The organism is Streptomyces nigra (genome assembly GCF_003074055.1).
GTDB classification, from domain to species: domain Bacteria; phylum Actinomycetota; class Actinomycetes; order Streptomycetales; family Streptomycetaceae; genus Streptomyces; species Streptomyces nigra.
The window spans coordinates 2,895,984-2,920,351 of sequence record NZ_CP029043.1; the positions used below are offsets into that span (position 1 = coordinate 2,895,984).

General features: G+C 73.3%; 15 protein-coding genes, 1 other RNA gene and 1 pseudogene. 8 read left to right on the forward strand and 9 right to left on the reverse strand.

Annotation, left to right across the window (positions count from 1 at the left end; all coding sequences use genetic code 11):
* Positions 1 to 112 precede the first annotated feature (112 nt).
* The 5 genes from ssrA to ftsE form a co-directional block, all read right to left on the reverse strand.
* Positions 113 to 481: a transfer-messenger RNA gene (gene ssrA / locus DC008_RS13310) on the reverse strand.
* Positions 482 to 596: 115 nt separating this feature from the next.
* A complete protein-coding gene (gene smpB / locus DC008_RS13315; RefSeq protein ID WP_055624642.1) occupies positions 597 to 1,142 on the reverse strand; it encodes an SsrA-binding protein SmpB in 546 nt (181 codons plus the stop codon).
* 59 nt (positions 1,143 to 1,201) lie between these two features.
* Positions 1,202 to 2,362: a S41 family peptidase gene (locus tag DC008_RS13320; protein ID WP_108707165.1), complete on the reverse strand. Its 1,161-nt coding sequence runs from the start codon at positions 2,360 to 2,362 to the stop codon at positions 1,202 to 1,204.
* A gap of 68 nt (positions 2,363 to 2,430) precedes the next feature.
* The gene (gene ftsX, locus DC008_RS13325) at positions 2,431 to 3,348 is read right to left on the reverse strand and encodes a permease-like cell division protein FtsX (protein WP_108707166.1); all 918 of its coding nucleotides are present in this window, start codon (positions 3,346 to 3,348) and stop codon (positions 2,431 to 2,433) included.
* Positions 3,349 to 3,385: 37 nt separating this feature from the next.
* Positions 3,386 to 4,075, reverse strand: a complete 690-nt coding sequence (ftsE, locus tag DC008_RS13330; protein ID WP_055624645.1) for a cell division ATP-binding protein FtsE — start codon at positions 4,073 to 4,075, stop codon at positions 3,386 to 3,388.
* 237 nt (positions 4,076 to 4,312) lie between these two features.
* Between ftsE and DC008_RS13335 the strand changes: the two genes are divergently transcribed.
* Entirely contained in the window at positions 4,313 to 4,504 is a 192-nt protein-coding gene (locus tag DC008_RS13335) for a hypothetical protein (protein ID WP_055624646.1), read from the forward strand.
* A 108-nt stretch (positions 4,505 to 4,612) separates the two neighbouring features.
* Here DC008_RS13335 and DC008_RS13340 read toward each other — a convergent pair whose 3' ends face one another.
* From DC008_RS13340 to DC008_RS13355, 4 genes are all read right to left on the reverse strand, one after another.
* Positions 4,613 to 5,209, reverse strand: coding sequence for an LPXTG cell wall anchor domain-containing protein (locus DC008_RS13340; protein ID WP_108707167.1), 597 nt, complete (start codon positions 5,207 to 5,209; stop codon positions 4,613 to 4,615).
* 302 nt (positions 5,210 to 5,511) lie between these two features.
* The gene (gene prfB / locus DC008_RS13345) at positions 5,512 to 6,618 is read right to left on the reverse strand and encodes a peptide chain release factor 2 (protein WP_062668774.1); all 1,107 of its coding nucleotides are present in this window, start codon (positions 6,616 to 6,618) and stop codon (positions 5,512 to 5,514) included.
* Between the two features lie 79 nt (positions 6,619 to 6,697).
* Complete coding sequence (locus DC008_RS13350; RefSeq protein WP_108707168.1) at positions 6,698 to 7,939, reverse strand: serine/threonine-protein kinase; 1,242 nt, start codon at positions 7,937 to 7,939, stop codon at positions 6,698 to 6,700.
* Positions 7,940 to 8,187: 248 nt separating this feature from the next.
* Positions 8,188 to 9,882 (reverse strand): serine/threonine-protein kinase, encoded by a 1,695-nt coding sequence (locus DC008_RS13355; protein ID WP_108707169.1) that lies wholly within the window; start codon positions 9,880 to 9,882, stop codon positions 8,188 to 8,190.
* Between the two features lie 358 nt (positions 9,883 to 10,240).
* On the opposite strand from DC008_RS13355, the gene DC008_RS13360 reads away from it, so the two are divergent.
* From DC008_RS13360 to DC008_RS13390, 7 genes and pseudogenes are all read left to right on the forward strand, one after another.
* Positions 10,241 to 13,528, forward strand: coding sequence for an FHA domain-containing protein (locus DC008_RS13360; RefSeq protein ID WP_108710678.1), 3,288 nt, complete (start codon positions 10,241 to 10,243; stop codon positions 13,526 to 13,528).
* Positions 13,529 to 13,687: 159 nt separating this feature from the next.
* A pseudogene (locus DC008_RS13365) lies at positions 13,688 to 15,066 on the forward strand (ABC transporter substrate-binding protein).
* Positions 15,067 to 15,070: 4 nt separating this feature from the next.
* Positions 15,071 to 16,417, forward strand: a complete 1,347-nt coding sequence (locus tag DC008_RS13370) for a carbohydrate ABC transporter permease (protein ID WP_164492305.1) — start codon at positions 15,071 to 15,073, stop codon at positions 16,415 to 16,417.
* Positions 16,414 to 17,328, forward strand: coding sequence for a carbohydrate ABC transporter permease (locus tag DC008_RS13375; RefSeq protein WP_108707170.1), 915 nt, complete (start codon positions 16,414 to 16,416; stop codon positions 17,326 to 17,328). Before DC008_RS13370 ends, DC008_RS13375 begins: the two co-directional genes overlap by 4 nt.
* A gap of 169 nt (positions 17,329 to 17,497) precedes the next feature.
* Complete coding sequence (locus DC008_RS13380) at positions 17,498 to 19,744, forward strand: bifunctional glycosyltransferase/CDP-glycerol:glycerophosphate glycerophosphotransferase (RefSeq protein ID WP_108707171.1); 2,247 nt, start codon at positions 17,498 to 17,500, stop codon at positions 19,742 to 19,744.
* 163 nt (positions 19,745 to 19,907) lie between these two features.
* Positions 19,908 to 22,115 carry a bifunctional glycosyltransferase/CDP-glycerol:glycerophosphate glycerophosphotransferase gene (locus tag DC008_RS13385; RefSeq protein WP_108707172.1) on the forward strand — a complete coding sequence of 736 codons (2,208 nt, stop codon included), beginning with the start codon at positions 19,908 to 19,910 and terminating at the stop codon, positions 22,113 to 22,115.
* Between the two features lies 1 nt (position 22,116).
* Entirely contained in the window at positions 22,117 to 24,354 is a 2,238-nt protein-coding gene (locus tag DC008_RS13390; RefSeq protein ID WP_108707173.1) for a bifunctional glycosyltransferase/CDP-glycerol:glycerophosphate glycerophosphotransferase, read from the forward strand.
* Positions 24,355 to 24,368: the final 14 nt, after the last annotated feature.

Below are 24,368 nucleotides of genomic sequence, written 5' to 3' on the forward strand. Positions count from 1 at the left end.
TGACGCACCCCACATCAGCCGTCACAGCGGTGTCACAAACGACGCGGGCCCCGCCGCTCGGAAGCGACGGGGCCTGGGCCGACATGGGCTGAGAGGGCCGGAGCCTTCTCGATCGTGGAGATGGCGGGAATCGAACCCGCGTCCAACGGTGCAAAAACAGGGCTTCTCCGTGTGCAGTTCGCTGCGATTTTCTCGGCCCCGGCGATCACGCGAACAAGTCGCCGACGGGCCCAGTCACTGTTTGATTTCCCTTTTCACCCCGTGACCGGGATCAAGGTTTAGTTCCCTAGCTGATGCCAGGATCCGGGTCGGGAACAGCCCCGGGCTGACACTTCGCAAGTCGCTACTTAGGCAGCGAGGGCGAAGGAATCGCGCTTGGTGTTGGCGATTATTTTTTGCGACATATGGTTTACGAGATCATTGCCGCTTCCTCGACACGCTTCCCCTGTCTCAACAGCCGCTGTCGAAACCGATCATCCCCATGTGGTGTTTTCAAAAGCCGCACCCTCAGCGAGGTGCGATGCCATCGTACGTGACCAACGCCGGACGATGCCACTGCATTCCCGTCCGTCGGTCCCGTCCGCCGGTGCGGTGCGTCAGTGGCCCCGCTGCCGGCGCTTGGCCGCCGCGATCGCCCGGTCCGACTCCCGCCGGTCCTGCTTCTCCCGCAGGGTCTGGCGCTTGTCGTACTCCTTCTTGCCGCGCGCGAGCGCGATCTCGGCCTTGGCCCGCCCGTCCTTGAAGTACAGGGCGAGAGGCACGATGGTGTGACCCGTCTCCTGGGCCTTCGCCTCCAGCTTGTCGATCTCCTCGCGGTGCAGCAGCAGCTTGCGCTTGCGGCGCGCGGAGTGGTTGGTCCAGCTGCCCTGGTGGTACTCCGGGATGTGGGCGTTGTGCAGCCACGCCTCGCCCCCGTCGATCTGGACGAAGCCGTCGGCCAGCGACGTCCGGCCCTCGCGCAGCGACTTGACCTCGGTGCCCATGAGCACCAGACCGGCCTCGTAGGTGTCGATGATCGCGTAGTCGTGCCGGGCCTTCTTGTTCTGGGCGACGATCTTCTTCCGGCCGCCCTTCTCGCCGTCCCTGGCCTTCGCGGCGGTCCCCCCGCCCTGCTTGGGCTGGGACTCCTTCGGTACGTACATTCCCTTGCTCATAGTGCCGTCCATTTTCGCACTACGGACGGGGTCCCCGGGAACCCGTTTTACGAGTCGCCGAGGCCGCTGAGGACCGTCTCGGCCCGGCGCAGGACCTGCTGGTCCGCCTCCAGGTCGGGGGCGATGCCCCGCCCGTCGACGGTCCGCCCGGACGGAGTGCGGTAGTGGCCGACGGTCAGCTCGGCGACGGACCCGTCGGGCAGCCGGCTCGGCATCTGCACGGAGCCCTTGCCGAAGGTGCGGCTGCCCACGACGACGGCCCGGCCGCGGTCCTGGAGGGCGCCGGTGAGCAGTTCGGCGGCGCTCATCGTGCCGCCGTCGACCAGGGCGACGAGGGGCCGGTCGGTGTCGCCGCCCGGCTCGGCGTGCAGGGCGCGCTGGTCGCCGTCGACGTCGTAGGTGGCGACGAGCCCGCCGTCGAGGAAGGCGGAGGCGGCGGTGACGGCCTCGGTGACCAGGCCGCCGGGGTTGCCGCGCAGGTCGAGGACGACCCCGGCGGCGGAGGCCCGGCGCAGGGCGGCGCGGACGGCCTTGCCGCTGCCCTTGGTGAAGGAGGCGATGCGGATGACGGTGACGCCGTCGCCGGCCTCCCGCACGGTGACCGGGTCGGTGGAGAGCCTGGCCCGGCGCAGGGTGAGCTCCCAGGAGCGCTCGCCGCGCTGCAGGCCGACCACGACGGAGGTGCCGGCGGCCGCGTCCTCGGCGTCGCCCCGCAGTGCCGCGACGACCTCGCTGACCGGGCGGCCGTCGGTGGTCTCGCCGTCGACGCTGCGCAGCCGGTCGCCGGCCCGGATGCCGGCCTCGGCGGCGGGCGAGCCCGGCCGCACCTTGGTCACCTCGACGCCGTCCCCCCGGCGCCCGGCCCACAGCCCGACGCCGGTGTAGCGGCCGTCGAGGGCCTCCTCGAACTCCTCGTACTCGCCCTCGGAGTAGATGGCGCCCCAGCGGTCCCCGCTGCGGCTGACCGCCCGTTCGGCGGCCTCCACGGGGGACGTGCCGGCCGCCATGGCGTCGGCGGCGGCCGCGGCGACGTCCTCGTGCCGGGGCCCGGGGGCCGCCGAACGGGCTGCGCCCGCCGGGGACTTCCGCTCGGGTCCGGGCAGGGAGCCGGTCGCCGCACCGGCGACGAGCACGCTCGCGAACACCAATGTCAGGGCGGCCCCGCGGCCGAAGCGGCGGGGCTGACAGAACAGGTCACGGCCTGACATGCCGGTGAGTCTAGGACAACGCGAAGGGGCCGCACGGTCCGATCCCCGTACGGCCCCCTTGGCGTTGGTCACACCTTGAGGTACTTGCGCAACGCGAAGAACGCCGCCAGCGCCGGCATCAGCAGGCTCGTCGCGAGGATGAGCGGCAGCTTGGTCAACACCGCGTCCCAGCCGATGAAGTTGATGAGGTTCAGCTTCTCCGACAGGGCCAGGCCGTGGTCGATGATGAAGTACCGCGCGATCACCAGGAAGCCGCAGGCGACCGTGCCGCCGATGAGCCCGGCGACGGCGGCCTCCATGATGAACGGCGCCTGGATGTAGAAGCCGGAGGCGCCGACCAGGCGCATGATGCCGGTCTCGCGGCGCCGGCTGAACGCGGAGACCCGCACCGTGTTGACGATCAGCATGAGCGCGACGACGAGCATCAGCGCCATCACCGCCCGCGCGGCCCAGTTCATGCCGTTGAGGAGCCCGAAGAGGTTGTCCAGGATGCCCTTCTGGTCCTGCACGGACTGCACGCCGTCCCGCCCGTCGAAGGCGGTGGCGACGACCTCGTACTTCTCGGGGTCCTTCAGCTTGATCCGGTACGACTCCTGCATCTGGTCCGGCGTGAGCGAGGCGGCCAGCGGGGAGTCGCCGAACTGCTCCTTGTAGTGCTTGTACGCCTGGTCCTGGGACTCGTACGTCACCTTGTCGACGACCGTCATGTCGTTCAGATCGGCCTCGATCTGCTTCTTCTGGTCCTCGGTGACGGCGCCCTTGGCGCAGTTGGGGTCGGACTCCGCGTCGCTCTTGTTGCAGAGGAAGACGGAGACGTTGACCTTGTCGTACCAGTAGCCCTTCATCGTGTTGACCTGGTCGCTCATCAGGAGCGACCCGCCGAACAGGGCGAGGGACAGGGCGACGGAGACGATGACGGCGAACGTCATCGTCAGGTTGCGGCGGAGACCGACACCGATCTCGGAGAGTACGAACTGGGCGCGCATGGCGTCTCTTTCAGGCCTTTCCGTGGACTGGTCCGGGTCAGTGCTGGTAGCCGTAGACGCCGCGTGCCTGGTCGCGGACGAGGCGGCCCTTCTCCAGCTCGATGACGCGCTTGCGCATCTGGTCCACGATGTTCTGATCGTGCGTGGCCATCACGACCGTCGTGCCGGTCCGGTTGATCCGGTCCAGCAGCTTCATGATGCCGACGGAGGTCTGCGGGTCGAGGTTGCCGGTGGGCTCGTCGCAGATGAGCAGCTTGGGGCGGTTCACGAAGGCGCGGGCGATGGCCACGCGCTGCTGCTCACCACCCGAGAGCTCGCCCGGCATCCGGTCCTCCTTGCCGCCGAGCCCGACGAGGTCGAGCACCTGCGGCACGGACTTGCGGATCTCGCCGCGGGACTTGCCGATGACCTCCTGCGCGAAGGCGACGTTCTCGCCGACGGTCTTGTTGGGCAGCAGGCGGAAGTCCTGGAACACGGTGCCCAGCTGGCGGCGGATCTGCGGCACCTTCCAGTTGGAGACGCGCGCGAGGTCCTTGCCCAGGACGTGCACCTGGCCGTGGCTGCACCGCTCCTCGCGGAGGATGAGCCGCAGGAAGGTGGACTTTCCGGAGCCGGAGGACCCCACGAGGAAGACGAACTCGCCCTTCTCCACTTCCAGGGACACATCCCTGAGTGCGGGGCGGGTCTGCTTGGGGTAGACCTTGGAGACGTTGTCGAATCGGATCACGGATGCACCACGGGTCGCCGGGGGTAGGTGTGCGTGACCATACGCGAACCGGGCCGGGGAGCGCAGGCACCGTAGGGGTTGTGTAAAGGGTTGTGCGCATTTGTACCGGTGGCGACTACGCCCTGAGAGAGCGCCCGCGCCCTTTGCCCGGGAACCTGGCACAGTAGAGGAGAAGGGGAACGGATCCGGTGCCGGACCCGTTGAACCCTTCGGAGGACAGCGCGAGGAGGGTGGCGCATGACGTACGACCGGTTGGTGTGCGCGAACTGCGCCGCACCCGTGAGCGAGGGCCGCTGCCCCGTCTGCCGGGCGAACCGCCAGCGGCTCCAGCAGGAGAACCCGTTCGCGGGCCTCAACCCCATGGCGCTGGCCGCCCTGCTCGTGGTGCTGATCGCGGCGGTGGCCCTGCTGGCCCACCAGACGGTGTGAGGCACCGCCTCTCCCACGAACCGACATGACGAGGGGCCCGGAGCGATTCGCTCCGGGCCCCTCGCCTGTGCAGTCGTCGGTCACGCGCCGTAGGCGTGCCGGCTACCGTCAGGCAGCAGCGCCGCCACGGCCGCCCGCGAGACGCGGAAGGACGCGGAAGCCGATGCCGCCGGCGATCATCGTGGCCGCGCCGACCAGCAGGAACGTGGTCTGCTCGGCACCCGTGTCGGCCAGCTCGGCGCCGCCGCCCTGGGCGGAGGTGCTGGTGCCGGTCGCGGACGAACCGGTGTCGGTCAGCGAGGAGGAGCCCTCCTCCTGGGTGGACGTGCCACCGTCGGGGTCGGCGTTGTTGCCGCCACCGTTGCCGTTACCGCCGCCGTTGCCGTTCCCGTTGCCCGGGTTGGACGGCTCGTCGGTGGGCTCGGCCGGGTCGGTCGGCTCCTGCGGCTCCGTCGGCTCCTCGGTGGGCTCCGTCGGGATCGTCGGCTCTTCGGTCGGCGGCTCCGTCGGGACTTCGGTCGGCGGGTCCGTCGGCTCCTCGGTGGGCGGCGGAGTGGTCGGGTCCTCGTCACCGAGGCAGATTCCGAGGATGCAGTCCTCGGTCTCCGCGGCGGAGGCGGCGCCGGCTGCGGTCAGCGAGGCGCCGGCCGCGATCACGGCACCGGCGGCGAGGCGCGCGATACGGATCCGCGTCTTCTTGGTCATCTGGTTGCTACCCCCAGTAGCTGAATCGTCAGAGAGGCGGCGTTCAGGGGCCGGCCGTGATCGACGGAGGTAACGCAACTCGAGCCCCCCGGTTCACATGCGCCCCAGAAATACGCATGCCACGCTTCACCCTTCCCATTTTTCAAGAGCACGTCAAGGCCGTTGCGCGCGCGATGTCCAACTACGAGGGCTTTGACAGGGGTTGGAAGCTGTGAGTGTGATGTAAAACCCAGACATGCAGGTACACAAAAGGCAACTGCCGCCGGGTGGGCGGCAGTTGCCTTGTCGACAAATGGTTTCTCTTACTTCTCCTGCTGCTTGCGCCAGCGAATCCCGGCCTCCAGGAAGCCGTCGATCTCACCGTTGAACACGGCCTCGGGGTTGCCGACCTCGTATTCGGTGCGCAGGTCCTTGACCATCTGGTACGGGTGCAGCACGTACGACCGCATCTGGTTGCCCCAGGAGTTGCCGCCGTCGCCCTTGAGGGCGTCCATCTTGGCCTGCTCCTCCTGGCGGCGCCGCTCCAGCAGCTTGGCCTGGAGGACGTTCATCGCGGTGGCCTTGTTCTGGATCTGCGACCGCTCGTTCTGGCAGGAGACGACGATGCCGGTCGGGATGTGCGTCAGCCGCACGGCGGAGTCGGTGGTGTTGACACCCTGTCCGCCGGGGCCCGAGGACCGGTACACGTCGACGCGCAGCTCGGACTCGTCGATCTCGATGTGGTCGGTCTGCTCCACCACGGGCAGCACCTCGACACCGGCGAACGACGTCTGGCGGCGGCCCTGGTTGTCGAACGGCGAGATGCGCACCAGGCGGTGCGTGCCCTGCTCGACCGAGAGGGTGCCGTAGGCGTACGGCACCTGCACGGCGAAGGTGGTCGACTTGATGCCGGCCTCCTCCGCGTACGACGTCTCGTAGATCTCGGTCTTGTAGCCGTGCTGCTCGGCCCAGCGCAGGTACATGCGCTGCAACCGCTCCGCGAAGTCGGCGGCGTCGACGCCCCCGGCCTCCGCGCGGATGTTGACGAGCGCCTCACGGGCGTCGTACTCACCGCTCAGGAGCGTGCGGACCTCCATCTCGTCCAGCGCCTTGCGGACGGCGGTGAGCTCGGACTCGGCCTCGGCACGGGTGTCCGGGTCGTCCTCCTCCTCGGCCATCTCGAACAGCACGGCGAGATCGTCGATCCGCCCGCGCAGGGCCTCGGCCTTCCGCACCTCCGCCTGGAGGTGGGAGAGCTTGCTGGTGATCTTCTGCGCTTCGTCCGGGTTGTCCCACAGGGACGGCGCGGCCGCCTGCTCCTCGAGCACGGCGATGTCTGCCCTCAGCTTGTCGAGGTCCAGAACGGCCTCGATCGACTCCATGGTCGAGGAGAGGGACTTGAGCTCTTCGGATACATCGACGACTGCCACGCCTCCAGCGTAACGGCTCCGCAGGGCGGCGAGCTCCGGGTGCCGCCCTTCCCGGGCCCCCCGCCCGCCCGGGGACGCGTCAGGGGGTCGCGGGGGCCGTCGTGCGGGTGTCGTTCGGGGTCGCCCCGGCGTCGTCGTCCGAGACCGCCAGCCAGGTGCCCACGCCCGCGGCGGCCACCAGGACCACCGCGGCGCCGCCCAGCGCCAGCCGGCGCCGCCGGGTCGCGGCGCGGTGCCGGGCCGCGCCGGGGCGCGGGGCGCCCGCCGCGCGCGGCACCCGGGCCGTGCCGCGGGCGCCGCCGGCCAGCTCGTCCGGAGCCGGGACCCGCATCGAGGTGTGGGTGTCCCGGTTGGAGTCGGCGGGCCGGGCTCCCGGCACCAGCGGCACCGCGCCGCGCCGCCGTACCCGCTCCCCCGCCGGGACGGCCGCCTCGGCGGGGGAGGCCTCGTCCTCCTCCGGCTCCCCGTCGGGCTCGTCCACGTCGAGCGGGGGCATCCCGGCGACCAGCGGCAGCAGCTCGCGCAGCCGCGCCCCGAGCTCCGAGGCGCGCAGCCGGGAGGCGGGGGCCTTGGCCAGGCACTGGACGATCAGCTGCCACAGCTCGTCCGGGATGCCGGGCAGCGGCGCCACCGTCTCGGTGACGTGCCGGCGCAGCACCGCGCCGGGGTGGCCGCCGCCGAACGGGGTGAAGCCGGCCAGCAACTCGTAGAGGACGGTGGCGAGGGCGTAGATGTCCACCGCCGCGCGGGGCGGCAGGCCCTCGACGATCTCCGGCGCGAGGTAGTCCGGGGTGCCGATGATCTTCGTGGCGCGGGTGCGACGCGGGGAGTCGATGAGCTTGGCCACACCGAAGTCGGTCAGCAGGGCCGGGTGGGCGCCGCCGGGGCCGAGCGGGCCCTGCATGTCCAGCAGGATGTTCTCCGGCTTCACGTCCCGGTGGACGACACCGGCCGCGTGGGCCGCGGCGAGGCCGTCGGCGACGTCCGCGACGATCGCGACGGCCGCCTCGGGCGCGAGCCTGCGGTCCCGGTCGAGCCGGGTGCGCAGATCGGTGCCGCGGACCAGGTCCATGACGAGCGCGAGGTCGTTGCCGTCGACCACCAGGTCGCGGACGGAGACGACATGGGGGTGCTCCAGGCCGAGCAGGGCCGTGCGCTCCTGCACGAAGCGCCCGACGAGCTCCTGGTCGGAGGCGAGGTCCTCGCGCAGCAGCTTGACGGCGACGGGTCCCTCCGGCCCCTCGCCCAGCCACACCGTGCCGGCGCTGCCCCGCCCCAGGATCTGGTTGGCGGTGTACCGGCTGCCGATCTTCCGTGCCAAGACTGCTCCTACCGACGCGTTGTGCCGCCGCTGCGTCCTCCCGGGGCCGACCCCCGGACCCCCAGCCGACAGACCTGGGAACCCCCGGTCGACAAAACTACGCGGTCGTGCGCCCCGCCTTCACCGCGGAGGCGGAAATCACCCGCCGGGTGTCGACAAATCCCCAGACACAGCACGCCGGACGCACCACGGCCGTACGGTCCCCGGTGGGGTCGTACGGCCGTGAGGGTCGCGGGTGCGGGGTGGGGTCAGCCGGTGCCCGTGCCGGTGCCGCCGCCGGTGCCGGAGTCTCCGCCGAGGTCGCCGATCCAGTCGGTGACCGCGCCGAACCAGCTGCTGAGCTGCTCCCAGTAGCCCTTGCCGGTGCCGATCCACCCCTGCAGCGGGCTCAGCTCCCACACCAGCCAGCCGGCGACGAAGAGGATGACGATCGTGAACAGGCACCCCTTCAGGCAGCCCAGACCGGGGATGCGCATCGGGTTGCCGCCGCGGCGGCGGGGCTCCCTCGGCTCGCGCTGCGGGCGCTGCGGCTCGGGCGCGTAGCGCTGCGGGGGCTGCTGCGCCTGGCGCGGCGGGGCGTAGGGCTGCGGCTGGTGCTGCTGCGGCTGGGCGTAGCCGCCCTGGCGGCCGCGCTGCGGCGGGCGCTGCTGCTGGGGCGGCGGGGGCTGCTGCGGCTGCCGCTGGGGCCGGGCCACCTGGCGCTGCGGGCGCCGGCGCAGCGGGTCCTGGTTGGGGTCGAGGTACTGGACCTGCGTCTGTTCGTTGCGGTCGCGGGCGGCCCGCAGCTGGTTCTGCCAGGGGTGCGGGTCCTCGGGGCCGGGTCCGCCGGGCGGTCCCTGCGGCACCGGGGGCATCACGGCCGTCGGGTCGGCCGCGCCGCGCCCGCCCGAGTTCGGCAGGACGGCGGTGGGGTCGGCGGCGCCGGGGGCGCCGTTGTGCGGCAGGACGCTGGTCGCGGCGTTCGGGTCGAAGGACCCGGCGCCGTGCGGGAGCACCTGGGTGGGGTCGGCCGAGCCCGGCACGGTGGCCGGTGCGGGGTCCGGGGCGAGGAGGGCGCCGACACCCTCGGCGGCGGCGATCTGCGCGGAGTTCGCGTGCACGCCGATACCGGCGGCGACCACGCGCAGGCCACGGGCGAGGTTCTCGGCGCTGGGCCGGTCGTCGGGGTTCTTGCTCAGGCAGCGCTCGATGACGGTCCACAGCGGGTCGGGGACCGTGGAGGGCCGGCGCGGCTCGGCGCTGAGGTGCTGGTGCAGGACCTCCAGGGCGGAGCCGCCGCCGAACGGCGGGCGTCCGGTGACCAGCTCGTACAGGAGGATGCCGGCGCCGTAGATGTCGACGGCGGAGGTCTGCGGGCGGCCCTCGGCGGACTCGGGCGCGACGTAGGCGGGCGTCCCGACGAACTCGTGGGTGCGGGTCAGACCCGGGGAGTCAGCGAGACGGGCGATGCCGAAGTCGGTGAGCAGCGGGTGCATCTCGCCGCCCTGCTGGCGCAGCAGCACGTTGGCGGGCTTGAGGTCGCGGTGGACGACGCCGTCGGCGTGGCTGGCGGCGAGCGCGTCGGCGATCTGGGCGGTGAGCAGGGACGCCGCGACCGGGGTGAAGGGGCCGTTCTCGCGCAGGTAGCGGTGCAGGTCGGGACCTTCGACGAGGTCCATGACGAGGGCCAGCAGCTCGCCCTCGACGACCAGGTCGCGGACCCGGACGATATTGGGGTGGGTCAGGCGCAGCAGCACGGACCGTTCGCGCAGGAAGCGCATGACGATGTCCGCGTCGCCGGCGAGCTCCTCCTTGAGGACCTTGATCGCGACCGTCTCGCCGGGCTGTCCCGGCACGGCCGCCTCGGCGCCCGCGGTCTCCCGCTGGCGGGCTCGCCAGACGGTCCCCGTGGCGCCGCGACCCAGCGGCTCCTCGAGGATGTACTTGCTGCCTACCGGCCGCACGTCGCGCTCCCTGCTGCTTGCCTACGTTCCGACCCACTGTAGTGCCGTGCCCCTCGGCACCGGCGGTCGTCATTCTGTGCGTCTTACGTACGGCCTCCCGTACATGTTCGAAGGAAAGACGCTCGGCTCAGTCCCGTGGTTGCCGTGAACGGACGTGAGCGATCTCAAGTGATCACCGCCTGGGCCGTTGTCCGGCACTTTTACGGGCAGAGCCGACCAATCAAGATCACTTGCCTTCGGGCGGGGGGCGGGTTGTCGGTGGCAGGTGCGAGGATGCGGGGAGTACTGGCCGATGTGCTCGTGTGGGGTGGGGTGGTTCCGTGCCCGCGCCCGCGCGCAGAAGGGACCGCTGACGCCGATGCAGATCCGGCTGACCGTCGTAGACCCGTCGGCCCCGCCCTCCGTGGCGCGCGGCGCCACCGCGAGCCGCGACGTGCTGGTCACGGCGCCCGCGGGCACGGCCCTGTCGGCGGTGGCGTCGGCCCTGGCCTCCGCGGTGTCCGGGGAGAGCGGCTCCGCCCGCGGCGGCGAGGGCGAGCGCGGCGGCGGCCCGGTCGTGCTCTACGCCGGCACCGAGCGGCTGGACGACCGGCGCAGCACCCTCGGCGAGCCCCCGCTGACCGACGGCGCGGTGCTGTCCCTGGGCGCCCCGGCGGCCCCGGAGCCCCACCCCGAGCTGGACGAGGCCCCGACCCAGCTGCACGTCGTGGCGGGCCCGGACGCGGGCGGTGTCCATCTGCTGCACGGCGGCGAGATCCGCATCGGCCGCTCCGCCGACGCCGACGTCCCGCTCGACGATCCCGACGTCTCCCGGCTGCACTGCGCGGTCACGGTCGGCGCGGACGGCCGCGTCGCGGTCGCCGACCTCGGCTCGACGAACGGCACGACGCTCGACGGCACCCGGCTGACCACCCGCCCGGTGCGGTTCGTCCCCGGGGCCCTGCTGCGCCTGGGGGAGTCCACGCTGCGGCTGGCCCCGGCCGGCGGCCCGGGGGCGCGGGTGCCCACGGAGCCGGACGGCGAGGGGCATGTGCGCGTGTGCCCGCAGGGCGGCGAAGGGCCCGGCGCCACCCCGGCAACCCACGCGCGCGCGACGGACGGCACCCCGGCCGCCCACGCCCCGGACCACCCCGAGCCGGGCTCGCCCGTCGTCCCCGCGCAGGGCGGGGCGCCCCGGGCCGAGCGCACCGGCCCGCACGGCGCCGTCCCGCACCCGCGCGACGGCGACACCCACGTCACCGGCTTCGAGGTCGGCCCGCTCGACGGACCCCGGCCCGTGCCGGGCGCCGGCCGCGACCGCGGCACCGACGCCCCTTCGGGGTCACGCAGGCGCGGCGGTCTGTCGGCCTGGGCGCGGCGGCTGGCCGGCGGACGCGGCGAGCCCGGCCCCGCCCCGGACGGGGAGTACCACGACGACGAGCCGGCCGAGCCGTCCGGTCCCACCTCGGCCGGGCGCGGCTCGATGCTGCCGGAGACCTGGCCGGACCCGGCGTCCCTGCTGCTGACGGCCCTCGGCCCGGGCCCCCGGCTCTGGGAGCGCGCCCCCGGCCATCCCGAGGCTCTCACCGTGCGCCTCGGCACCGCCGACCGCGCGGCGCCCGACGGCTCGGGGCTGCTGCCCGCCGTGCCGGTGACCGCAGATCTGCGCGAGGCCGGTGCACTGGGGCTGGCCGGTCCGCGCGAGCGCCTCACCGGGCTGACCCGCGCGGTGCTCGCCCAGCTCGCCGCGCTGCACTCGCCGGACACCCTGGAGATCGTGCTCGTCAGCGCGGACCGGGCCCGCCCGGTGCCGGAGCGCACCGCCGAGTGGGCGTGGCTGGGCTGGCTGCCGCATGTCCGCCCCGGCCACGGCCAGGACTGCCGGCTCCTGCTCGCCTACGACCGTGAGCAGGCCGCCGCGCGCGTGGACGAGCTGCTGCGCCGCCTGGAGGACCTGACGGCGCGCGACGAGGGCGAGCGGGCCCCGGACGGCCGGGTTTCCGCGCCGCGCGCCGCCGGGCACCGTCCCTCCTGGGCGCGGGACGGCGAACCGGCCGCCGGCACACCGGAGTTCACGGGCCCGTACTCCGTGCTCGTCGTGGACGGCGACCCCGGCGGCGCGGATCTGCGCGAGGCGGTGGCCCGCCTCGCCCTGGAGGGCCCGCGGGCCGGCATCCATGTGGTGTGTCTCGCCGAGACGGCGGCGGCCTCGCCCGCCTCTCCGGTCACGGACACCTATGAGGCGGCCTGCGCGGTGGCGCCGGCGTTCCGCGCGTGCGGCGCCGTCGCGCTGCTCAGCGGCGATGTGGCGACGGCCCTGCGGCTGATGCGGGTCGCGCCCGACGGCGGTGCGCCCGACGGGGCCGAGGCGGGCCACGAGGGCGCGGCGCCCGGCGTACGCGGCCCGGTCGGGCACGGCACGGTCGCCACCGTGGACGCCGTGTCCGCCGCCTGGGCGGAGCGCTTCGCGCGGGCGCTGGCGCCGCTGCGCACCGACCGGGCGGCCGGGGAGGGCCAGGTGCGGGTGTCCGTGCCGCTGCCCCAGTCGGCCCGGCTGCTGGACGAGCTGGGTCTGGCGCGGGCCACCCCGGCGTCCCTGATGGCGCGTTGGGCCGACGCGGCCGACGACACCCAGGCCCTGGGCGGCCGGGTGTGCGCGGTGCTCGGAGCCGGTCCGCACGGGCCGGTCGGCGTGGACCTCGGCGCCGAGGGGCCGCATCTGCTGGTGGAGGGGCCGCCCACCGCCGGGCGCACCGAGCTGCTGCGGGCCGTCGTCGCGTCGCTCGCCGCGGCCGAGCGGCCGGACCGGCTGGGCATCGTGCTGATCGACGGCCGCGACACCACCGGCGCGGGCGGCGGCCACGGCGAAGGCCTCGGCGTGTGCACGGACGTCCCGCATGTCACCACGCATCTCACCGCCAACGACCCGGTCCGCATGCGGGAGTTCGCCCAGTCGCTGAGCGCCGAGCTGAAGCGGCGCGCCGAGCTGCTCGGGCGCTCCGACTTCACCGAGTGGCACACCGGACGGGAGCTGTCGGGCCGGATGGTCGCGCAGCGCGCGGTCGTGGCCGGTGACGGCGATCTGGAGTCGCCGCCCAGCGCGACGATCCGGCTGCGGCCCGGCGCCGCCCGCCGGCAGGCGGACGCCGTGCCGCCGCTGCCCCGGCTCGTGGTGGTCGTGGACGACCTGGACGCCCTGGTCCACCCCGCCCTCGGATCGCCGGGCCGGCCCGCCGCCGGGTCGGTGATAAGGGCACTGGAGGCGGTCGCCCGGGACGGCGAGCGGCTCGGCGTACATCTGGTCGCCGCGACCGGGCCCGGCGGCCGGGCCGCGGAGTCGGAGCCGGCCCGCCGGGCGACCCTGCGGGTGGCTCTGGACGCCGTGACGACCGGCCCGGACGCCCCGGCGCCCGGCCGCGGCCGGCTGCTCAGGCCGGACGGACGGGCGGTGCCCTTCCAGGGCGGCCGCGTCACCGGCCGCATCCCCCGCACCGCGACCCTGCGGCCCACGGTCGTCCCCCTGGAGTGGCACCGTATGGGCGACCCCCCGGCCCGGCGCCCGGTCCGCGAGCTCGGCAACGGCCCGACCGACCTGGCCCTGCTGGCCAGCGCGTTGGAGCGGGCGGCCCGCGAGGTCTCGGCCCCCGGGGTGCCCTCGCTGCTGTGACGCGGCTGATTCGTGCCGATGGCTGATCCCCGGTCACGAGGCGGTCACGATCCCCGAGTTGACAGAGGACGCGGTCTTGCCGACCCCTGGGGCAGGGCGTAGACCAGACCCACGGGACAGCGCTCGAACGTTCGACGAGGCACGAAGAACGGGGCAGTGATGCACAGCACGAGCAGCAGGAACCGGACACACAGGGCCGCCAGGGCCGCGGCGGCCGTCTTCGCCGGCGCCCTCGCCCTCTCCCTCACCGCCTGCGGCGGCGACGACAAGGACGGCGGCAAGGAGGACGGCGGATCCGGCAAGGAGTCCGCCTCCACCGTCACCCTGCCGAAGCTCGACGGCGAGACCCTGGAGGTCGCGGCCGTCTGGACGGGCACCGAGCAGGCCAACTTCAAGAAGGTCCTGGCGGAGTTCGAGAAGCGCACCGGCGCGACGGTCAAGTTCGTGCCCGCCCAGGACCCCATCATCAACTTCCTCGGATCCAAGGTCGCGGGCGGCCGGCCGCCGGACATCGCGATGCTGCCCCAGCCCGGCGCCATCAAGCAGGCCGTGGACAAGAAGTGGGCGAAGCCGCTGGGCGCCGAGGCGCTCAAGGAGCTGCAGGAGAACTACTCGCAGGGCTGGCAGGACATCGGCAAGGTCGACGGCAAGCAGTACGGCGTCTACTACAAGGCCGCCAACAAGTCCCTGATCTGGTACAACGCGAAGGCGTTCGAGAACGCGGGGGCCGCCGAGCCCAAGACATGGGACGAGCTGCTGACGACCGCCCAGACGGTGTACGACTCCGGTGTCACCCCGTTCTCGGTCGGCGGCGCGGACGGCTGGACGCTCACGGACTGGTTCGAGAACATCTATCTCTCCCAGGCCGGCCCCGAGAAGTACGACCAGCTGGCGAAGCACGAGATCAAGTGGACGGACCCGTCCGTCAAGGAGGCGCTGACCGCGCTGGCCCAGGTGTGGGGCAAGAAGGACTATGTGGCGGGCGGCGCCAAGGGCGCGCTGCAGACGGACTTCCCGACCTCGGTCACCCAGACCTTCACGGGCGGCGACCAGCCGAAGGCCGCCATGGTCTACGAGGGCGACTTCGCGCAGGTCAACATCACCCAGGCGAAGGCGGACGTCGGCACGGACGCCAAGGTGTTCCCGTTCCCGACGGTCGGTGACACCGCGCCGGTCGTCTCCGGCGGCGACGCGGCCGTCGTCCTGGAGGACTCGAAGGCGGCGCAGGCGCTGGCCACCTTCCTCGCCTCCCGGACGCGGCGACGATCCAGGCGAAGCTCGGCGGCTATCTGTCGCCGAACAAGAGCGTGGACGACGCGGCGTACCCCAACGAGGTGCAGCGCCGGATGGCGAAGGCGCTCATCGACGCCGGCGACGACTTCCGCTTCGACATGTCCGACCAGGCGCCCCAGGCGTTCGGCGGCACACCCGGCAAGGGCGAGTGGAAGGCGCTGCAGGACTTCCTGAAGAACCCGTCGGACGTCGCGGGCACCCAGCGGAAGCTGGAGGCCGACGCGGCCGCGGCGTACGGAAACTGACGCGATGGCGTCGGCGCAGACGGCGGGGGCCGGTCCGGCCCCCGCCGCGCCCAAGTCGCGCAGGAGCGTGACCGGTACGCGCAGAACCGTGGCGGTGCTGTTCCTGCTGCCCGCCCTGGTGCTGCTCGGCGCGCTCGTGGTGTACCCGATCGGGTACTCGGTCTTCCGCAGCTTCTACGACCAGTCCGGTGACTCCTTCGCCGGGTTCGACAACTACCAGGCGCTGTTCACGGACGACGGCATCCGCACCGCCCTGAAGAACAACGTCCTGTGGGTGGTGTTCGCCCCGACCGTGGCGACCGCGCTGGGCCTGATCTTCGCGGTGCTCACCGAGCGGGTCAGCTGGGGCACCGCGTTCAAGCTGGTCGTCTTCATGCCGATGGCGATCTCCATGCTGGCGGCGGGCATCATCTTCCGGCTGGTGTACGACCAGGACCCGGACAAGGGCGTGGCGAACGCGGTGTGGGTGGGCGTCCACGACACGTTCGCGCAGTCGTCCGCGTTCCCCAAGGCCCACCCGGGCCGGGAGTCGCCGCTCCGGGCGGCGCCCGGCGGCGGCTATCTCACCAAGGACCCCGTCCGGGCCGGCACCCCGGTGTCCGTGCCGCTCGTCGGCGTGGCCCCCGACAAGATGCCGGACAGCGCCGCGAAGGCCGGGCAGGCGACGGCGGACCCGGACCAGGTCACCGGCACGACCTGGCAGGACTTCACCCGTGGCAAAGGCGTCGGCACCCTCGGCGGTATCGACCCGGCCGAACTCGGCTACGCCGGGATGAAGATCGAGGCGGTCAAGGGCGGCGAGGTCGTGGCGTCCACGACGGCCGCCGACGACGGCACGTTCACCCTGCCGGCCGCGGCGGACGGGGCCCGGCTGCGGCTCCCGGCCGACAACTTCAAGGAGCCGTACAACGGCGTGGACTGGCTCGGCCCGTCCCTGGTCACCCCGGCCATCATCGGCTCGTACATCTGGATGTGGGCCGGTTTCGCCATGGTGCTGATCGCGGCGGGCCTCGCGGGCATCCCCCGTGACCTGCTGGAGGCGGCCCGGGTGGACGGCGCCAACGAGTGGCAGGTGTTCCGCCGGATCACGGTGCCGCTGCTGGCGCCCGTCCTCGCGGTCGTCACCGTCACCCTGATGATCAACGTGCTCAAGGTGTTCGACCTGGTCTTCATCATCGCGCCGGGCTCCTCGCAGGACGACGCGAACGTCCTCGCGCTGGAGCTGTACCGCAAGGGCTTCTCCGAGGACCAGCCCGGGGTCGCGAGCGCCATCTCGGTGTTCCTGCTGCTGCTGGTGATCCCGGTGATGTGGTTCAACGTCCGTCGGCTCAGGCGGGAGGTGCGGCGATGAGTGCGGACGCCGGCAGGCTGACCGAGGCGGCGCCCGAGCCGCTCACCGCCGTCGAGGGCGGGCGTTCCCTCGGCGCCCGGCTCGTCTCCTTCGTCAGCGGCGGGATGGTGCGGGTCTTCCTGATCCTCGTGGGCCTGTTCTGGCTGGTCCCGACGATCGGGCTGCTGCTGTCGTCGCTGCGGCCGCCCGACGAGATGACGGCGAGCGGCTGGTGGGAGGTCTTCAGCAAGCCCTCCCAGCTCACCTTCGACAGCTACGACAAGCTCCTCGGCAACAGCGACATCACGGACTCGATCCTCAACACCGTGCTGATCACGGTCCCGGCGACGGTCCTGGTCGTCGTGATCGGCGCGCTCGCCGGCTACGCGTTCGCGTGGATGGAGTTCCCGGGCCGCGACTGGTGGTTCCTGGGCGTGGTCGGGCTGCTGGTGGTGCCCGTGCAGGTGGCGCTGATCCCGATCGCCGAACTCTTCGGCAACATCGGCATCTTCGGTTCCCTGATCGGCGTGATCCTCTTCCACGTCGGGTTCGGGCTGCCGTTCGCGGTGTTCCTGCTGCGGAACTTCTTCGCGGAGATCCCCCGGGAACTGCTGGAGGCGGCCAGGCTGGACGGCGCGGGCGAACTGCGCCTGTTCTTCCGGGTCGTGATGCCGCTCGGCGGTCCGGCGATCGCCGCGCTCGGCATCTTCCAGTTCCTGTGGGTGTGGAACGACATGCTGGTCGCGCTGATCTTCACGGACGCCGACAGCCAGCCGATCACGGTCGCGCTGCAGACCCAGGTACGGCAGTTCGGCAGCAACGTCGACGTCCTGGCGCCCGGCGCGTTCATCTCCATGGTGATCCCGCTGGTCGTGTTCTTCGCGTTCCAGCGGCAGTTCGTGTCCGGCGTGATGGCGGGCGCCGTCAAGTAGGCGCCGCGACACCGCGTTTCGGCGGGGGCGGGCCGGCACCGGCCCGCGCCCCGTCGTTCACCGGACGGGTCCCTCGTATGCCTCGGATCGCGTAACCAAGTCACTCCATCGGCCGTTCCCCGGCACGGCGACAGCGCCCGTCGTCCCCGGCCGACCGAGTGGATGTGCCTTGCCCAGGTTCAGTGTCATCGTCCCCGTGTACAAGGTGCAGGCGTATCTGCACGAGTGCCTGGAATCGGTGCTCACCCAGTCGTACCCGGACCTCGAACTGATCGCGGTCGACGACTGCTCACCGGACGCGAGCGGCGCGATCATCGACGAGTTCGCGGCCCGCGACCCGCGGGTGCGCGCGGTGCATCTGCCGCGCAACCGCGGTCTGGGCCCCGCACGCAACGCCGGCATGGCCGAGGCCACCGGCGACTACCTGGTCTTCCTCGACAGCGACGACACCCTCACCCCTGACGCCCTGGAGGCCGTCGCCGCCCGGCTGAAGGAGACCGGCGACCCCGACGTGCTGGTCTACGACTACGCGCGCGCCTTCTGGACCGGTGAGACGGTACGCAACCAGGCCGCGGCCCACCTCCGCGAGGACGGCCGGGCGCCGTTCCGGCTGACGGACCGGCCCGGTCTGCTGCGGCTGCTGATGGTCGCCTGGAACAAGGCGTACCGCCGGGAGTTCGTCGAGGCCGAGGAGCTGGCCTTCCCCACCGGCTACTACGAGGACACGCCCTGGACGTACCCGGTCCTGATGCGGGCGGGGTCGATCGCGACCCTGGACCGGGTGTGCGTGCACTACCGCCAGCGCCGCCGCGGCGGCATCCTCGGCACGGTCAGCCCCCGCCACTTCGACGTCTTCGAGCAGTACGACCGGGTCTTCGCCTACGTCGACAAGCACCCCGAACTCGCCCGCTGGCGCCCGCTGCTGTTCCGGCGGATGGTGGACCACCTCGTCGTGGTGTTCGCCCGCCGGGACCGCCTGCCGCGCCGCAGCCGCGCCGAGTTCCTGCGCAAGGCCCGCGCCTACTACCGGCGTTACCACTGCCCCGTCGGCCCCCTGCCGCCGCGTGTGCGGCTGCACCACGCCCTGGTCCGGATGGGCCTGCACCGCACCTATCACGCACTGCGGTGCACTGCGGCCGTGCTGCGCCGGACCGCGCGGACGGCCGTGCGGCTGCGCCGGGCCCTGCGGGCGGGTGCTCTCCGCCTGCACTACCGCGTGCAGCGCTGTCTGCCGGTGCGCGCCGACCGTGCCGTGTTCGCCGCCGACGGCGTGCCCGGCCACGGCTGCCACCCCGGCGCCCTGGAGCGGGCGTTCCGCACCCACGCCCCGCAGGTGCGCACCGCCTGGGTCACCGCCGCCGGGGAGCAGGACGCGCTGCCGTCCGGGGTGCGCCCGCTGCGCCCGGACACCGCGGCCTACTGGACGGCCCTCGCCCGCTCCCGGTACCTGGTGCACAACACGGCCTTCGACCGGCGGCTGGTCAAGCGGCCCGGCCAGGTGCTGGTGCAGACCCGGCGCGGCACCCCGCTCAAGCGCACGGGTCTCGACCTGCGCGGGCGCCCGGGGGCGGACCCGGACGTCGACGCACTCCTGGCGGACGTCGACACCTGGGACTACCTGGTGTCCCCCAGCCGGCACGCGACCCTCACCTGGGAGCGGGCTTTCCCGGGCGCGTACACGGTCCTGGAGTACGGCAGCCCGCGCGCGGACGTGTTCCAGCGGGCCACCCCGGCGGACACCAGCCGGATCCGCCGGGAGCTCGGCGTCCCCGAGGACGCGGTCGTGATCCTCTACGCCCCGACCCGCCGCGCCTACCGCCGTACCCCCGTCGACCTGGAGCGCGTGGTGCGCCGCCTCGGCCCGCGCCACATCGTGCTGGCCCGCGCCCCGCACGGTCACGACGGCCCGTTCGTCACCGCGTCGGACCGGGTGCTCGACGTGAGCGGCCACCCGAGCGTCGAGGCACTGTGCCTGGCCTCGGACGCGCTGGTCACCGACTACTCGTCGATCATGGTCGACTACGTCTGCCTGGACCGGCCGGTGGTGCTCCTCACCGACGACTGGGAGGCCCATGAGGCGGTCCGGGGCACCTATGTCGATCTGCGGGCCTTCCCGCCGGGCGCGGTGGCGCGCGGCGAGTACGACCTGATCGACATCTTCGTCTCCGGGCACTGGCGCGGTTCCCGCTCGGCGGAGCTGCGGACCGCGTTCCGCCGCCGCTTCTGCCCGCACGACGACGGCCGGGCCGCCGAGCGGGTCGTACGGCATGTGGTGCTGGGCGAGGCCGCCGCTCCGGCCGGGGTGCCGTTCGGCGGGCGCCGCCCGGTGCCGTCCCCGGCCGTGTCACGTCCGCGCGCCCCGCTGGGTGTGGTGCCGCGCCCGGCCTCGCCCCGGGCCGTCACCGAGCGCCGCTGAACGCCGTTGTCCCGAGAGGAGTCCACATGCCCTCCAGTCCGTCCCGGCCCACGCCGAGCCGGCCGCCGGCCTGGCGCCCCGCCGGGCGGCCGGGCCGGTGCCGGGCCCGCTGACCGGTCCCGCCGTCGGCGCGGGCGCCCCGTCCCTCGACAGAAAGAGCAGTATGCCCCACTTCAGCGTCATCGTTCCGTCCCATGGTGTCGCGGGCCGGCTGTCCCGGGCGCTGGACTCGGTCCTGACCCAGTCCTTCGGCGACGTCGAGCTGATCCCGGTCTGTGACGCCCCCGACTGCCCGGCGGCGGACGTCGCCGGCCGGTACGCGGGGCGGGACCGCAGGGTGGTACCGGTGCACGCGCCCCCGACGGAGGGGGTGGCCGGGGCGCGCAACGCGGGCCTGCGCTCCGCGACCGGTGACTGGGTGCTGTTCCTGGACGGCGACGACGAGCTGGCGCCGGGCGCGCTGGCCGCCCTCGACGCGCGGCTGCGGGAGACCGGCGAGCCGGACGTCCTGTACACCGGGCACGAGCGGGTCCCCTGGTGGACGGGCGAGCCGGCCACCCCGGCGGCGCCGCTGCTGGCCCGCGCCCCGGACGGGGCGTTCACGCCCGAGCGGGCCCCCCGGCTGACCGGGGTGGGACTGCCCGCGTGGAGCGCGGCCTACCGGCGGGATTTCCTGGTCGAGCACGAACTGGTCTTCCCCGGTGGCCACTTCACCGACGTCGCCTTCGGCGGGCTGGTGACGCTCGCCGCCGGGCGGATGGCGGTGCTGCGCCGGGTCGTCGTACGGCATCGGGTGCGGCGGCAGGGCAGCAGGCTGAACCGGCCGGGCACGCACCACTCCGAGCTGCTGGACCAGGTGGAGCTGGTGCTGACACGGGCCGCCCAGCAGGGGTTGCCGGCCCGCCGGTACGGACCGCTGTTCGAGCAGCTGTTCGCCGCCGTACTGAAGACGGCCGCCCATCCACGGCGGCTGCCGCACGGCCGGGCCGCGTTCTTCCGGCGGGCCGGTGTGCTGTACCGGCGGCACCGCCCGGCCGGGTTCCGTCCGCCGGGCGGCAGTCTGGGCGTACAGCACCGGCTGCTGGCGAGCGGGGCGTACCCGGCGTTCCATGCGCTGCGCGCGGCCAACCGGGCGCTGACCGGCGTACTCGCGCGGCTGCCCCGCCCCCGCGGGCTGCGCACCCGGCTGCGGTACCGGCTTCAGCTCCGCCGCCCCCTGGACCCGAACCTCGCGGTGTACTGCGCGTACTGGGGCCGCGGCTACCTCTGCAACCCGGCCGCCCTCCACGCCAAGGCCCGCGAACTGGCCCCGCATCTGCGCTCGGTGTTCCTGGTGGAGCCCGGCCAGGAGACCACTCTGCCCGAGGGCGTGGAGTACGCCGTCATCGGCAGCCGCCTCTCCTGGGACGTGCTGGCACGCGCCAAGTACCTGATCAACAACGCCAACTTCGCGGACGCGGTCGTCAAGCGCCCCGGCAGCGTGCACCTGTCCACCCAGCACGGCACCCCGCTGAAGAAGATGGGCGCCGACCAGGCGATGTACCCGGTGGTGGCCGCCGCGACCGGCAGCTTCGCCCGGCTGCTGGCCCGCGTGGACCGCTGGGACTACAACGTCACCTCCAACCGGCACTCCACGGAGATGTGGGAGAGCGCCTACCCCGCCGCCCACGAGACGCTGGAGTACGGCTATCCGCGCAACGACGCCTACTACACGGCGACCGCCGAGGACGTGGCGCGGATCCGGCGCGAACTCGGCGTCCCCGAGGGCAGGAAAGCCCTGTTGTACGCGCCGACGCACCGCGACCACGCGTCCGGCTTCGAGCCGGGTCTCGACCTCGCGGCACTGTGCGAGGAGATCGGCGACGAGTACGTGGTGCTGCTGCGCGCCCACTACTTCTACGACCGGGGGGACGCGCGGGGCTCCGGCCGGATCGTCGACGTCACCGGGCATCTGTCCTCGGAGGAGGTCTGCCTCGCCGCGGACGCGCTGATCACCGACTACTCCTCCATCATGTTCGACTACGCCAACCTCGACCGGCCGATCGTCGTGTACGCCGACGACTGGGACGTCTACCGGGAGGTCCGGGGCGTCTACTTCGACCTGATGCAGTCCCCGCCGGGCCGGGTGGCGCGCACCCCCGGCGAGCTGGCGGCGCTGCTGCGGGACGGCTCGTACGCGGACACGGAGTCCCGGGCGCTGCGGGCCGCGTTCCGGGAGCGCTTCTGCCAGTTCGACGACGGGCGGGCCGCCGAGCGCGTGGTGCGCCGGGTGCTGCTGGGCGAACCGCCCGAGGCGCTGCCCCCGGTGGTCCCGCTCGCCGAGCGCGTCCCCGCCCCCGCGCCCGCCGCGACGACCCTCACAAGGAGCTGACGTGCCCCGCTTCAGCGTCATCGTGCCCGTCTTCAAGGTGCAGGGCTTCCTGCGGGAGTGCCTGGACTCGGTGCTCGGGCAGTCGTACACCGATCTGGAGGTCATCGCGGTCGACGACCGCTCCCCCGACGGCTGCCCCGCGATCCTGGACGGCTACGCCGAGCGCGACGCCCGGGTGCGGGTGCTGCACCTGCCGGAGAACGTGGGGCTCGGCCGGGCCCGCAACGCGGGTCTGGCGGAGGCGAGCGGCGACTATGTGCTGTTCCTGGACAGCGACGACCGCTACACCCCGGGTCTGCTGGAGGCGGTCGACGCCCGGCTGACGGCGGCCGACGAGCCGGACATGCTGGTCTTCGACCATGTGCGCACCCACTGGTGGGGCCGCGGGGGCCGCAGCGAGGCGGCCGACCTGCTGGCGGCGGCCGGGACCGACGTCGTGAACGTCCGGGAGAGTCCCCAGTATCTGCGGCTGTTCCTCGTCGCCTGGAACAAGGCGTACCGCAGGGACTTCTTCCTGGAGCACGGGCTGCGGTACGCGCCGGGCCCCTACGAGGACGCGCCGGTCACCTACCGCTCGATGGTGCTGGCCGACCGGATCGTGTGCCTGGAGCGGATCGGCGTCGAGTACCGGCAGCGCCGGCAGGGCGCGATCACCCGGACGCCGGGGCGCCGGCACTTCGACATCTTCCCCCAGTACGACGGGCTGTTCGCCTTCCTGGAGGGGCGCCCGGAGCTGGCGTGGGCGCGGCCCCCGCTGTTCGAACGCGCGCTGGACCACATGCTGTTCGTGCTCGCCCGGGTGGACCGGGTGCGCCCGGCGGACCGGCCGGACTTCTACCGGGAGATCCGCGCCTTCCACGCCCGGCACCTCCCCGCGGGCTTCGTCCCGCCGCAGGGGTGGCGGGGCACGGAGACGCGACTGCTGGCGGCGGCGCCCTACGCGTCGTACGCGGCGGCCCGTGGGCTGCGGGAGCTGCGCCGGGTGGCCGGGGGCGGCGGCCGGAAGGTGACACGGGAGGTGTCGCGACGGGCGCACCGCGCCTGGTACGTGGCCTGTTCCCGGCGTCCGCTGGATCCGGATCTCGCGGTGTACTCGGCGTTCTCGCACCAGGGGGTCCTCGGGGATCCGGCGGCGATCCACGCCAAGGCCCGCGAGCTCGCCCCGCGGCTGCGGGGGGTGTGGGTGGTCCGGGAGGACGCGGTGCCGGGGCTGCCGCCCGGCACGGACTTCGTGACGCCCGGTTCGCGGCGCTTCCACGAGGTCATGGCGCGGGCCACGTACTGGGTGAACAACGTCAACTGGCCGGGCACGCTCGCGAAACGGCCGGGCAGTGTGCACATCCAGACCCACCGGGGCACCCCGCTGAAGTACATGGGCGCCGATCTGCTGGACAAGCCCGGTGCCCGGTACGGCGTCGACGTGCCGAGGATGCTGTGGCGGGCGGACCGCTGGGACTACAGCCTGGTGGCGAGCCGGCACGCGGAGCTCGCCTGGGAGCGGGCCTACCCGTGCCACTTCACCTCGGTCAGGACGGGCAGCCCGCGCAACGACGTGCTGGTGACGGCGGGCCCGGAGACGGTCGCGGCGGCCCGGGCGCGGCTCGGGGTGCCGGCCGGGAACACCGTCGTGCTGTACGCGCCGACCCGCCGGGACTACCGCAAGGGCGGGCACGTCGACCGGATCGACCTGGCGCGGTTCGCCCGTGACCTCGGCGACGGGTGCACGCTCGTCGTCCGGCTGCACCCGTCGCTCGCGCAGGGTGTCGCGCGCGGCATGGGCCTGGCGGAGCTGCACCGCCGGGGCGGGCTGGTCGACGCGACGGACGTGCCGCGGGCCGAGGACGTGCTGCTCGCGGCGGACGCCCTGGTCACGGACTACTCGTCCCTGATGTTCGACTACGCCCTGCTGGACCGGCCGCTGGTCGTCCACGCGGACGACTGGGGGGCGTTCACGGCGAGCCGGGGCGCCTACCTCGACCTGATGGCCGAGGCGCCGGGTCATGTGACGCGCTCCTACGGGGAGTTGGCGGAGCTGTTCGCGTCCGGGGCCTGGCGGGACGGGGAGTCGGCGCGGCTGCGGCGGCGTTTCCGGGAGCGGTTCTGCGAGTTCGACGACGGGCTGGCCGCCGAGCGGGTCGTACGGACGCTGATGCTGGGCGAGCCGATGCCGGGACGGGCGGCGGGGACGGGCCGGGTGCCGGCTCCGGCGGACCCCCGGTCGCTGCCGGTCGCGCGCTGACCGGCATCGGCACC